The sequence below is a fragment of the Aestuariivita sp. genome, from assembly GCF_049276915.1.
GTDB lineage: Bacteria > Pseudomonadota > Alphaproteobacteria > Rhodobacterales > Rhodobacteraceae > Aestuariivita.
In genome coordinates this window covers 1-11852 of the sequence record NZ_JBASXK010000084.1, presented here as the reverse complement: position 1 = coordinate 11852, position 11852 = coordinate 1, and the positions used below count along the sequence as shown (strand labels likewise).

The following is an 11852-nucleotide window of genomic DNA, read 5'->3' as shown; positions in this document are numbered from 1 at the left end:
GGTCTTCGTGATGTCGAAGTTCTTGAATGCTGGTTTGCTCATGCCGCACCGCCTTGCCGCAAACGCTCGACCTCCTCCAGCACGCCTTGCCAGCACTCGGGCCCAATCGCTCTCGCACGGGACTCTTCGTCGGACATCCCACGGCCGCAGAGCCGGCAATTCATGCTGGGAAGGAGCTGGCGGCCGCCGAGGATTGCCTTGGCCACCTCGTACACCTGGGCCTCACGGCGCTTGCGGCGCGTCTCAGCGGCCTTCTTGGCCGCTCTCGAGCGCTTCTCCTTCCGGCGCTGCTCTGCCTCTGCAATGGCCGCGCGCACTTCGCCTTCCGGATATCCGTTCGGATTGTAGAGACTGCCGTCTTTGTCGATCCCAACGTCATGGAACCGACCATCTGCCTGCTCGGGTGCCCACACCCAATACCAGCGCTTGCCGCGATTAGACATCGCCCCCCTCCGTTTCCCGGTCCTCGAAGGTCATGCCCCAGGCAAAATGGCGTCCTTCGTCATTCACGCCGTGCGCGCCGTGGGTTCCGTAGGGTGTCATGGTTTTCATCCGGTAATCCTCCGTGGATGATGAGCGCACCTCGACCGGACCGCCAAAGCGGGTGTTTCGGTTCCGGTGCTGGTTGGGTGATGGGTTAGTCTTCGGCGGTGGCGCGTAGCTGTAGCCAGGCCTGCCAATCAGTCAGCAGGCAGTACTTCCGCCTGCCTAGTTTGAACGTCCTTGGGCCTTTGCCGTCTGCCTCGAGAGAGTAGAAAGTAGACAGCGGCAGATCGATCTCTTCGACCAGCACGTTGATCGGTGCAGCCGTGCGATCATGGCCAAGCCGCTCAATTCTGTTTGCGATCTGCATTGCGAGTTCCGCGAGGTTCTTCGCGCCCGCGATGGGCCAGGCATCGCCGTAGCTGCCTGCGAAGGCGATGCCTTGGCTGGCGGCGGTGGGCGGATCCTTAACTTCGTCTTTCATCGGTTGATGCTCCTGATTCGTTAACTTGAATCAGGTCTAGCACCCAGCCCGTGCAGGCTCGTTACGAGCTTGCAGCTATTTCGCTTCGCCAGTCACTTTTTTCGGGATGTAGGCGCGCACGGCGTTCGCCGTTGTGGGCACATCGAGGTGCGTGTTGACCTCGTCCAGGATCTCCCTTGCGCACTGCATGACGCTTTCGAAAGGCTTTGAGCGCCTGCTGAGCGCATCAACCGCGATGCGCGAAACAAGGTCTTTCATGTTCGGCTTGTCGGCCCATCGTTCCCTGTTCCCTTTGCTCGTCCGATCCTGATCGAAGTATTCCTTACCGCGGACCTGATATTCTTCGATCAGGGCCTGCCGATCATTCAGCAGCAGATCGATCGCCGCGCGCAGGCGCGGGTTGCCCTTGCAGGCCTCGTCGATGACGATGCGGGCCCCAATGGGATCGAGGGGGGCCGTGCCGTCCAGCGTCTCCCGCTTGCGGGCGCGGGCCGCCTTCAGGATATCATCAATGTTCATCCGCCTACCTCCAGCGAGAACCAGCGTTCGAGATCCGCACCAAGGAAGTGTGCATAGGTCTGTTCGATCATCCCGGTGCTGGTGCCGCATTGCTGGGCCAGTGCGGTTACAGGCACCCCGGCGGTCAGGTGGGCCGTGATGTAACTGTGTCGCAAGCAATAGAATGTCGCATCAGTGGGTAGGCCTGCCCGCTTTATCGCTGTGGCAAAGACACCAAGTTGATCCCCGTCCTTCCACGGGGTGCCGTCGTCGCGTAGCAGTATAAACCTGTCAGGGTCGTTGGCACCGTCCACAAGGCCGCTCAGATGGCCGCTGGCGGCAGGTGACAGGGTCAGGGTGCGGGTGCCTGTCTTGCCCGTTACGGCCAGCTTGCGGCCTTCCAGATCGCGCACACGGGCCGAGATCAGTTCACCATAACGGCAGCCGGTAGTCATGCCCGCCAGAACGAGATCACGCAGTGCGGGTGATGTGCAGGCATCAAGTAAGGCGCGGCGCTGCGCGGCATCCAGAACGATGATCCGCTTGCTAAACGATTCCGCCTTCTTGAACTTCTGCACCGTCGCCCACGGGCGGGTGATGTCGAGACTGTGGGTGTCGCAGGCACGGTTCAGGATTGCTTTGAGTGTCGCCAGTGCCTTGTTCGCAGTTGCGCGGCGTTTACGCTGCGTGTCTGGATCCGCTCCCTTGATCAGGTAACCGTCACGGAACGCCTGGACTTGCTTTGCCGTGATCGTAGATACGGGCTGGTCAGCAGGGAACTTGCCTGCGAGCCGCTTCCACTCGTTTCGAAAGTTTTGCTGACGGGTGCGGTTATCCGTGTCGGCGATCTTGGCCTCGGCCCAATCCTCTGCCGCCTTTTCAAGCGTGATCTCGTCGGGCGACGGGGCCAGCACTTCACGGGCGCGGGTGCAGGCCTGATCGAACGACAGGATGTCGATCCCATTGGCATCGACGACGTCATCGGGACTGACGCCAGACAGTTTCGCTTCGCTGTAAGAACCATCGGCATCACGGCGACGAACGACCCATGTACCTGGGGGAGTATTCAACCGCCTGTAACCGATTGCCATGCTATCGGAGAGCCGCCGGTAGTAGGGTTTGCGGCGAGGTTTCAGCTTGGCGCGTTGAGTCTTCGTGCGGATCGGTTGGTCGGCGATTTGGCGTGGCATTCGGGCTTTGTGTCCAGTTTATGTCTAGAATAGCGTCTATAGCTATCTAGAACTTACTGGAAGCTCATGCAAGTAACTGCAATGAAAACAGCACACTAAGAAAGTTAAGCCGTTGTATTCATTACCGTGATTCTGCCCTCCACAGGCAGAGGAATGCGCACCAGGCACGTCCGCCAGAAGCGCCACATCAGGAAAACGCCCGCGCAGGCCAGACCCAGCACCAGGCCCAGCCAGACCCCGATCCCCCCCAACCCCATCGGAAAGCCCAGAACATAGCTTGCCGGGATACCCACCGCCCAATAGCTCAGCGCGGCGATCACCATGGGCCGCTTCGTGTCCTGCATCCCGCGCAGCAGACCCAGAGCGATGACCTGCGCGCCATCGACAAGCTGGAACAACGCCCCCATGGCCAGCAGGCCGACGCCGATGGCGATGATCTCGATCCGCGCCGGATCGTCACGTTCCAGAAAGGCCGAGATCAGGGTTTCGGGAATGCTCAGGAACACCGCCACCGTGATCAGGGCCGCGATCAGCGACAGACCGATCGCCGCCTTCGCCCCGCGCGACAACTGCTCGCGATTGCGCCGCGCAAAGGATTGGCTCGTGCGGATCGTGGCGGCGTTGGCCAGCCCCAGATGCAGCATGAACGTCGCGCTTGCCAGTTGCACGGCCACCCCATGCGCAGCCAGCGGGATCGTCCCCAGCCAGCCCATCATCAGCGCCGAGGCCGCAAACAGAGACACCTCGCTCAGCATGGTCAGACCGATGGGCAGGCCCAGCGCGAAGACCCGCGCGAACATCTCCCAATCCGGCCGCCAGAGCCGTTGCAGCAGCGCGTGTTCCGGCAGCACCACCAGCGCATAGATCAACATGCCACCCATCGCGACGGTCTGGGTGATGACCGACGCAATCGCCGCCCCGCGCAGCCCCAGTTCCGGCGCGCCCCAATTGCCGAAGATCAGCGCATAATTCACCACCAGATTGGCCAGCGCCGCAAGGATCGTCATCCACAACACCACCTGCGTGCGCGACAGCGCCGCCAGGTAGGACTTCAGCACCATCATCACAAGGGCCGGGAAAATGCCCCATCCGGCGACCCGCAGATACTCGGCCGCATCCGCAGCCACACTGTCCTGCTGGCCCAGAAACAACAGGATCGGCTCGGACCACCACAACAGCGGCATGGCCGCCACCGCAAAGATCATCGACAGCCAAAGCCCCATGCGTGTGGCGCGCCGCACGCTGGTCAGATCGCCCTCCGCCTCGAACGCGGCGACCATGGACATCACCGCCCAGGCAAAGCCCGAGCCCATGAGGAACAGCACGAAGAAATAGGTGCCCGCCAGCGTCACCGCCGCCAGCGCCTCGACCCCGTACCAGCCCAGCATGATCGTATCGGTCAGCCCGATGGCAAACTGCGCCAGATGACCGCCGATCAACGGCATGCCCAGCACCAGCAACGCACGGACATGTCCGCCATATGTCAGGGATGAGCTTTGCATCCCAAAGCCCTAGGACCATTGCAGACCCCTCGCAAGAGGTCAGATCAGCGAAATCGCCAATTGCATCGCCACCACGGCAATCACCAGACCGACCAGCAACTCCAGAGCCGCGGTCGCCCGCAAAGCCGCCACCCCCTGCAGGCGCATCAACGCGCTTTCGCGCAACGAGACAGCCGCCAGGGCAACGCCCACCGTGATACAGGCCGTGCCCAGCGCCATGGCCAGGGCCCCGGCAATACCGGCCATGGGAATACCCATCTGCCAGGTCAGGATCAGCACGAAGATCGCACCGGTGCAGGGCCGCACCGCCACCGCTCCCACCACCACAAGTGCATCGCGCAATGACCGCACCGAAGCCGCCTCTTCCAGAGTCGGACCATGCTTGTGCCCACAGCTGGAACAGACGCCATCCGCCCCATGACCGTGTGAATGATGATGATCATGATGATGGTCATGGTCATGGTCATGCGCGTTTGAATGCCCGTGCTCATGCCCGTGATCCATGGCCCAGCTCACCTGCCAGAACCGGCGCATGCCGCGAAAGGCCAGCCAGGCCCCGACCGCTGCGATCAGCCCGAAAGACAATGGGGCCAGAACCTCTTCGGCGGCCCCCACCATTTGTTGGCGCCCCCAGTTCAGCACCCAGAGCGCTGCGTAGACCAGCATCACCGCCGTCAATGCCTGCGCCACCGAGGATGCCAGCGCCAGAACCGACAGGCGCACCAGCGGCACACGCTGCGCCATGCCATAGCCGCCAATTACCAGCTTGCCATGCCCCGGTCCCGCCGCATGAAAGAACCCATAGGCAAAACAAATGCCCAGCAGGGTCGCAATCGCGCCCGGCTCTCCGGCGCGCAGCGCGCGCAGCGCGCCCGCCATCGCCGTCTGCGCCTCGCGCTGACCCGATGCGGCCAGACGGGCCACCTGATCAGAACCGCCCATACCCCAAAGCCAGATCGCCAGAGCGACGACCCCAAGTGCGGCAAGCCAGATCAGCCTGTGCATCGAACGACAACCGTATCGGCGAAGGCCTCGCCCACTTCGGGAAAGGCGTCCTCCAGATCGGCGGAGGGCATGGCGTAAAGCATCTCTTCGACCAGCGTATAGGCCGCATCCAGATCGGCCGGCGTCACCTGCACCGCGCAGGCCCCCTCGGCGCGCACCCCGCGCGTCAGGTCATAGGCGGTGTAAAAGGTCGGATCATAGGCCCGCACGATCAGACCATCCGCGCTGACCGGTGCAACCACGGGGCGGAAATGGGTCGTGACGATACGCGCCTCCTCCACGATCAGCCCGCGCGGTTCGGGCGGACCAAGCGCGATCCGATCCCCGGCGGCCTCAAGGAACAGATCGCCCTCATAGCCTTCGACCCAGTTCATGTCGAACCCGTTCAGAAAGCCCAGCTCGGCCTCGTCCAGACGGCCATCATAATCGTTGTCCAGACCCATATCTTCGAAGGTGAGCATGGAATAAAGCGCGTCATAGGCCCAGACGACCTCGACACCCGTCACCTCGCCCTGATCGTTCAGAACAATGGTCAGACCCGTGTCGATGAAGATATGCGGATGCGCCGCCACCGCAGCCGGTGACAGCATCAAACCGAACAGCCCCGCTTTCAGAGGATTTTTCGCGCGCGCCCACATAGGACAGATGTAGAAAGACAACTCCCCTCCGACAAGAGCCCAGTTCGCCTAGCCGCGCAAAGATACGTTATGAACCTGGCTGGCATGCCGGATCACATGATGCGCCTGCCCCACGATCAAGGGGTCGGGCGCGCCAATCAGCTCGATATTCTTGTCCGGATACTCCAGTGTCGACAGGAAATGACGCATGCAGTTCAGCCGCGCGCGTTTCTTGTCGTTGGATTTCACCACGGTCCAGGGCGCATCCGCAGTGTCGGTATAAAAGAACATCGCTTCCTTGGCTTCGGTGTAATCTTCCCATTTATCAAGGCTGGCCTTGTCCACAGGCGACAGTTTCCACTGTTTCAGAGGATCGGTTGCGCGCGCGGCAAAGCGGCGCTTCTGTTCGGCCTGACTGACCGAGAACCAATATTTGTAAAGCCGGATACCCGAGCGCGTCAGCATCCTTTCGAAATCCGGGGTCTGGCGCATGAACTCCAGGTACTCCTGCGGCTCGCAAAAGGACATCACCCGCTCGACACCCGCCCGGTTGTACCAGCTGCGGTCATACAGCACGATTTCGCCGGCAGTCGGCAGATGCTCGACATAGCGCTGGAAATACCACTGTCCGCGCTCCTGGTCGGTGGGTTTGTTCAAGGCCACGACACGCGCGGTGCGCGGATTGAGATGTTCGGTGAACCGCTTGATCGTCCCCCCCTTGCCGGCCGCATCCCGCCCTTCGAACAGCAGAACGAATTTCTCGCCGCTCTCCTGAGCCCAAAGCTGCACCTTCAGCAATTCGGCCTGCAACTGGGCCTTTTCCGCCTCGTATTGGCGCCGCCCCATCTTGCGCGCATAGGGATAGCGACCGCTCTCGAAGGCCCGGCGCACATCCTCCGGACTCGGGGCTTTGGGCTGATCCGGGACGGGTTTGACAATGGTGACATCTTTGGCGGCGCTCATCTGGGTCTCCTTGCTGATCGGTACAAGTCTGACATGCTTTGCCCCGGGAAACCTTGATCCGGATCAAAGCTTGGGTCTTGCCTTGCGCGGTGCCACGGATCACGGTGCGTGCATGACAGAACACTGGCATGACACAGGAAACGGGCCGGTCTTTGCCCGCCACTGGGGACAGGAAAGCGCTCCGGTCCTGCTGATGCTGCACGGCTTTCCGGAATATGGCGGCGCATGGGATGCGCTGGCCCGTGAACTCGCTGACAGCTTTTACTGCATCGCCCCGGATCAGCGCGGCTATGGCCAGACCGGCGGCCCGGATGATGTGGCCGCCTATACAACCTCGTCGCTGACGCGCGACATGGTCGATCTGATCACGGGGCTCGATCGTGGCCCGGTGCTGGTGCTGGGCCATGACTGGGGCGCTGCGGTCGCCTATGGGCTGTCGATGTGGCACGGCGCTCTGGTGGATCGGCTGATCATCGCAAATGGCGTGCACCCGGTGCCGTTCCAGCGCGCGCTGGCGGCAGGTGGCGCACAATCCGCCGCATCGACCTACATGACATGGCTGCGCGCCGAAGGGTCGCAGGATGCCTTGTCCCGCGATGGCTTTGCCAAGCTCCAGGACCTGTTTGCCGCCCATATGGACATGAGCTGGCTGGCCGGCGACACGCTTGAGGCCTACCGCCGCGAATGGGCGCGCCCGGGGCGGCTGAAAACCATGCTGCACTGGTATCGCGCCTCTCCGCTGATCGTGGCCGAGCCGGGCAAGCCCCGCACCGACCTGCCCGAGTTCCCTCTGGAGCGTTTGCAGGTGCCCCATCCCCACCTGCTGATCTGGGGTGAAAACGACACGGCCGTGCTGCTCGAGGCCACCGAAGGGCTCGAAGCTTTCGCCCCGCGTCTGACGCGGGTGATCCTGCCGGGCGCGGATCACTGGCTGGCACATCAGAAACCCCGCGAAATGGCCGCGATCATGAAGGACTGGGTGAGGAATACCTGACTTATCAACTGACCTTGCGTCAGCCATGATCGGGGAATGGATCGAAAGGTTTTTCCACCATGCCCCGTTTTCCTCTGGCCATTTGCACCCTGGCCCTGATTATCGCCTTGTTGGGAGTGTTCTGAATGCACCGCTATCCGCTCAAGACCGCCGCGCAACTGGCGCTGGCCTCCTATAGCGCAACCACACATGGCTCGGTAGCGCCCCATATCGCCCACAGCCTTGATCGCAACGATGTACAGGCGCATCTGCTGGACAACGGCGTGTTACTGATCCCCGGCTCGAATGCGCTGATGGATTACGTCCGCTTCAACCTGCGCGTCCTGACCTTCGGTGGCAAACGATACACCATGAGCGACACCACCACCGAAAAAGGCGCATCCGGCACGATCTGGCATCAGGGCTTTTTGCGTCACGCCAAGGAGATCTATGACTGGATCGAAGCGCTGGAGCGCAAACCCAGCTACATCATCGGCCATTCCCTCGGGGCCACCGCCACCCAGATCCTCACCAAAAGCTGGGCCATCGCCGGCATCGGTTTCGCCGCCCCCCGCCCGCGCAAGGCCCGCGGCCCGGTGGTAAACGACGGCTTTTGCCTGTGCATCACCCGCGTCGACGACCCGGTCTGCAACCTGCCCGGATCATTCCACCATCTGGGCCGCGTCGAGAAATGCCGACCCCGCAGATCGATCTTCGGCCCCAATCACGCGATGAAACATTACCGCGCGGCCGTGGACGAATATCAGGCAGCCGGCAAATTGCCGCAAAAATGGCCCCTGTGAACGCACCGGACCCTGCGCAACACGCTTCCCCCCGGCCCGCCTCCCTGCCATAATGGCTGCCAATCAACAAAAAGCAGAGCAGCACATGGCCAACGATCTCCTGACCGGAAATTCCCCCGCCTATGACGCCTCCTCCATCGAGGTGCTCGAAGGGCTGGAACCCGTGCGCAAACGCCCCGGCATGTATATCGGCGGCACGGATGAGCGCGCGCTCCACCATCTGGTGGCCGAAGTTCTGGACAACTCCATGGACGAGGCCGTCGCGGGCCACGCCAACCGGATCGAGGTGGAACTGCTCGAGGACTATTCCGTCACCATCCGCGACAACGGGCGCGGCATCCCGGTCGATCCGCATCCCAAGTTCCCGGACAAATCCGCGCTTGAGGTGATCCTGTGCACGCTGCATGCGGGCGGCAAATTCTCGGGCAAGGCCTATGAGACATCCGGCGGTCTGCACGGTGTGGGCGCATCGGTGGTCAATGCGCTGAGTGATTCCATGGTGGTGCAGGTCGCGCGCGACAAGATCGTCTATGAACAACGCTTTTCACGCGGCATCCCGCTGGGGCCGATCGAAAAGGTCGGGCAAACCCAGAACCGGCGCGGCACCACGGTCACCTTCCATGCCGATGCCGAAATCTTTGGGGTCCACCGCTTCAAACCGGCCCGCCTGTTCAAATCCATCCGCTCCAAGGCCTATCTGTTCTCGGGCGTGGAAATCCGCTGGAAATCGGCCATCGACGATGGCGAAACCCCGCTCGAGGCCAGCTTCCACTTTCCCGGCGGCCTGTCGGATTACCTCACCGAAAGCCTCGGCACCGCCTCGACATACGCCGACCGCCCCTTTGCCGGCACCGTCGACTTCAAGGAAAAATTCGGCAATCCCGGCAAGGTCGAATGGGCGATCAACTGGACGCCGTCACGCGATGGCTTCATCCAGTCCTATTGCAACACCGTGCCCACCCCCGAAGGCGGCACCCACGAGGCCGGGTTCTGGTCTGCCATCCTCAAGGGCATCCGCGCCTATGGCGAACTGGTCAGCAACAAGAAAGCCGCCCAGATCACCCGCGAAGACCTGATCACCGGGGGCTGCGCGCTGGTCAGCTGCTTTATCCGCGAGCCGGAATTCGTCGGCCAGACCAAGGACCGCCTTGCCACGGTGGACGCCCATCGCATGGTGGAAAACTCGGTGCGCGATCACTTTGACAACTGGCTGGCAAGCGATACGAAATCCGCTGGTGCCATCCTCGATTTCCTGGTGCTGCGCGCCGAAGAACGCCTGCGCCGCCGGCAGGAAAAGGAAACCCAGCGCAAGACCGCCACCAAGAAACTGCGCCTGCCCGGCAAGCTGGTGGATTGCTCGCAAAACCACCGCGACGGCACCGAATTGTTCATCGTCGAAGGCGACAGCGCGGGCGGATCGGCCAAGATGGCGCGCGACCGCAAGACCCAGGCCCTGCTGCCCCTGCGCGGCAAGATCCTGAACGTTCTGGGGGCGGCCAGTTCCAAACTGGGCTCCAACACCGAGATCTCGGATCTGACCCAGGCCCTTGGCGTCGGCCTTGGCACGCGGTTCAACATCGACGATCTGCGCTATGACAAGGTCATCATCATGACCGACGCCGATGTGGACGGAGCACATATCGCGGCGCTCTTGATGACGTTCTTCTTCACCCAGATGCGCCCGATGATCGACAGCGGACATCTCTACCTGGCCTGCCCGCCGCTCTATCGGCTGACCCAGGGTGCCAAGCGCGTCTACTGCCTGGATGAGGCCGAACGCGATGTCTGGATGGAAAAAGGCCTTGGCGGCAAGGGCAAGATCGACGTGTCCCGATTCAAGGGTCTGGGCGAGATGGATGCCAAGGATCTGAAAGAAACCACCATGGATCCCAAATCCCGCAAACTGATCCGCGTCACCATAGACGAGGACGAACCCGGCGAGACCGATATCCTCGTGGACCAGCTGATGGGCAAGAAACCGGAATTGCGTTTCCAGTATATCCAGGAGAATGCGAGGTTCGTGGAGGAGTTGGATGTTTGACTTACCTGTAGCGAGGTGAATTGTGGCGAAGGATCTTTATATCGGAAACACGGATCATGATTGGTTCGATTTCTGCAAGGCGCGTCCCTCTCTGGAGGAAGTTAACTTCTGGAGGCCTTCCAAATCGCCTTTCAAAGCACTTAGCGAGGGTGGTATCTTCTTCTTTCGCAGGAAGGCACCAATAAATAAGATTGGTGGCTTCGGTATCTTTGCAAGCACAGGACAGATAACCATTGGTCAAGCTTGGGACGACTTGGGAGTTTCCAATGGGCTAGAAACCCTAGAAGAGTTTATCTCAAGAGTAAGAAAGTATAGAGATAGCAAGATCGTTGATCGGCAAACCCTTATCACTTTCAATATAATCACGAATCACGTTTTTCTTGCAGAGGAAGATTGGATCGACGTGCCGAGTGATTGGTCGCCCAACATTGTGACTGGCAAGTCGTATTCCTCAGACTCGGATGCGGGAGCCGATCTTCTCAAATTTTTTCAGCGACATATGAAGGCAAAGAGCTTCCTCAAGGAAGACGCGCGAACCTTCGGCTGCTTTAACGATAATCCGCAGGCAGGGTACTCATTCACCAAGAACCAGAAAATCAGATTGGGCCAAGGCGCGTTTCGAATTGCTGTTTTCTCGGCATATCAAGGCAGGTGCGCAGTCACAGGAACCACTGTTCCAGCCGCACTTCAAGCGGCGCACATAAGGAAATACTCCGATAAACCAGATAATCGCGTAGCGAACGGACTACTTCTTCGTTCAGACATTCATTCGCTTTATGACAATGGGCTTTTGGAGATCACACCTGAATACCGCGTCAGACTCACTGAGCGATTTCGCGAACTCTTTCCTGAATCAAGTGAGTATCTGTGCCTAGACGGAAAACGCATCGCGTTGCCGGAAAACCCAAAGCACCTGCCGGAGATCGATCCCCCGTAGGGTGCGTGCTCGCACGCACCATTTCTCCACCCTCACCATCCACCCCCTCGCGCCCGACCCGAGGGCGGGCGAGGAACGCGCCCTCCGTCAAACCAAAGGTTTGCCTTCGGCAAAACGGGGGCGGGTCGAGCGCGTGCCTGATGCCAAGGCATCAGGCAACAGGGGCAAGCGCCGCACCCAAACACCACCCCCTTGCCGCTCCCCACCCGAACACATATCTTCATCCCTGCAGCACCGGCCCGTCACCGCGCCGACCGCGCTGCCTCTAAGGGTTCATCGCCCTGATCCCATCAGGCAACCCTGACCCCCCTGAGCACGACCCGGATGCGCAGTCCGCGCAGCCAGGACAGATCAGG

Annotated in this window: 12 protein-coding genes; 4 read left to right on the top strand and 8 right to left on the bottom strand. The window is 61.1% G+C overall.

The annotated features are described in order from the left end of the window. Positions 1-38 precede the first annotated feature (38 nt). The 8 genes from WAO69_RS08760 to ppk2 all read right to left on the bottom strand — a co-directional run bounded on the left by WAO69_RS08760 (position 39) and on the right by ppk2 (position 6742). Positions 39-443, bottom strand: a complete 405-nt coding sequence (locus tag WAO69_RS08760; protein ID WP_422178112.1) for a DUF6011 domain-containing protein — start codon at positions 441-443, stop codon at positions 39-41. Positions 444-637: 194 nt separating this feature from the next. Next, complete coding sequence (locus tag WAO69_RS08755; RefSeq protein WP_422178110.1) at positions 638-967, bottom strand: helix-turn-helix transcriptional regulator; 330 nt, start codon at positions 965-967, stop codon at positions 638-640. A gap of 75 nt (positions 968-1042) precedes the next feature. Next, entirely contained in the window at positions 1043-1486 is a 444-nt protein-coding gene (locus tag WAO69_RS08750) for a hypothetical protein (RefSeq protein ID WP_422178108.1), read from the bottom strand. Beyond that, positions 1483-2655: a tyrosine-type recombinase/integrase gene (locus tag WAO69_RS08745; protein ID WP_422178106.1), complete on the bottom strand. Its 1173-nt coding sequence runs from the start codon at positions 2653-2655 to the stop codon at positions 1483-1485. Before WAO69_RS08745 ends, WAO69_RS08750 begins: the two co-directional genes overlap by 4 nt. 104 nt (positions 2656-2759) lie before the next feature. Next, positions 2760-4157 (bottom strand): MATE family efflux transporter, encoded by a 1398-nt coding sequence (locus tag WAO69_RS08740; RefSeq protein ID WP_422178104.1) that lies wholly within the window; start codon positions 4155-4157, stop codon positions 2760-2762. 39 nt (positions 4158-4196) lie between these two features. Continuing rightward, positions 4197-5162: a nickel/cobalt transporter gene (locus tag WAO69_RS08735; protein WP_422178102.1), complete on the bottom strand. Its 966-nt coding sequence runs from the start codon at positions 5160-5162 to the stop codon at positions 4197-4199. Then, positions 5150-5752, bottom strand: a complete 603-nt coding sequence (locus WAO69_RS08730) for a DUF1007 family protein (protein ID WP_422178100.1) — start codon at positions 5750-5752, stop codon at positions 5150-5152. Before WAO69_RS08730 ends, WAO69_RS08735 begins: the two co-directional genes overlap by 13 nt. 96 nt (positions 5753-5848) lie before the next feature. Next, positions 5849-6742, bottom strand: a complete 894-nt coding sequence (gene ppk2 / locus WAO69_RS08725; protein WP_422178098.1) for a polyphosphate kinase 2 — start codon at positions 6740-6742, stop codon at positions 5849-5851. Between the two features lie 112 nt (positions 6743-6854). On the opposite strand from ppk2, the gene WAO69_RS08720 reads away from it, so the two are divergent. From WAO69_RS08720 to WAO69_RS08705, 4 genes are all read left to right on the top strand, one after another. Then, on the top strand, positions 6855-7736 hold the full coding sequence (locus tag WAO69_RS08720; RefSeq protein WP_422178096.1) for an alpha/beta fold hydrolase: 882 nt from the start codon (positions 6855-6857) through the stop codon (positions 7734-7736). A gap of 125 nt (positions 7737-7861) precedes the next feature. Beyond that, positions 7862-8518 (top strand): hypothetical protein, encoded by a 657-nt coding sequence (locus WAO69_RS08715; RefSeq protein WP_422178094.1) that lies wholly within the window; start codon positions 7862-7864, stop codon positions 8516-8518. 85 nt (positions 8519-8603) lie between these two features. Then, a complete protein-coding gene (parE, locus tag WAO69_RS08710) occupies positions 8604-10559 on the top strand; it encodes a DNA topoisomerase IV subunit B (RefSeq protein ID WP_422178092.1) in 1956 nt (651 codons plus the stop codon). Between the two features lie 22 nt (positions 10560-10581). Then, entirely contained in the window at positions 10582-11496 is a 915-nt protein-coding gene (locus tag WAO69_RS08705; protein WP_422178090.1) for an HNH endonuclease, read from the top strand. Positions 11497-11852 lie beyond the last annotated feature (356 nt).

What these genes read in the sequence shown, in the direction of transcription:
- WAO69_RS08760 (WP_422178112.1), bottom strand. Translation starts at nt 443, where the DNA reads ATGTCTAATCGCGGCAAGCGCTGGTATTGGGTGTGGGCACCCGAGCAG.
- WAO69_RS08755 (WP_422178110.1), bottom strand. Translation starts at nt 967, where the DNA reads ATGAAAGACGAAGTTAAGGATCCGCCCACCGCCGCCAGCCAAGGCATC.
- WAO69_RS08750 (WP_422178108.1), bottom strand. Translation starts at nt 1,486, where the DNA reads ATGAACATTGATGATATCCTGAAGGCGGCCCGCGCCCGCAAGCGGGAG.
- WAO69_RS08745 (WP_422178106.1), bottom strand. Translation starts at nt 2,655, where the DNA reads ATGCCACGCCAAATCGCCGACCAACCGATCCGCACGAAGACTCAACGC.
- WAO69_RS08740 (WP_422178104.1), bottom strand. Translation starts at nt 4,157, where the DNA reads ATGCAAAGCTCATCCCTGACATATGGCGGACATGTCCGTGCGTTGCTG.
- WAO69_RS08735 (WP_422178102.1), bottom strand. Translation starts at nt 5,162, where the DNA reads ATGCACAGGCTGATCTGGCTTGCCGCACTTGGGGTCGTCGCTCTGGCG.
- WAO69_RS08730 (WP_422178100.1), bottom strand. Translation starts at nt 5,752, where the DNA reads ATGCTGTCACCGGCTGCGGTGGCGGCGCATCCGCATATCTTCATCGAC.
- ppk2 (WP_422178098.1), bottom strand. Translation starts at nt 6,742, where the DNA reads ATGAGCGCCGCCAAAGATGTCACCATTGTCAAACCCGTCCCGGATCAG.
- WAO69_RS08720 (WP_422178096.1), top strand. Translation starts at nt 6,855, where the DNA reads ATGACAGAACACTGGCATGACACAGGAAACGGGCCGGTCTTTGCCCGC.
- WAO69_RS08715 (WP_422178094.1), top strand. Translation starts at nt 7,862, where the DNA reads ATGCACCGCTATCCGCTCAAGACCGCCGCGCAACTGGCGCTGGCCTCC.
- parE (WP_422178092.1), top strand. Translation starts at nt 8,604, where the DNA reads ATGGCCAACGATCTCCTGACCGGAAATTCCCCCGCCTATGACGCCTCC.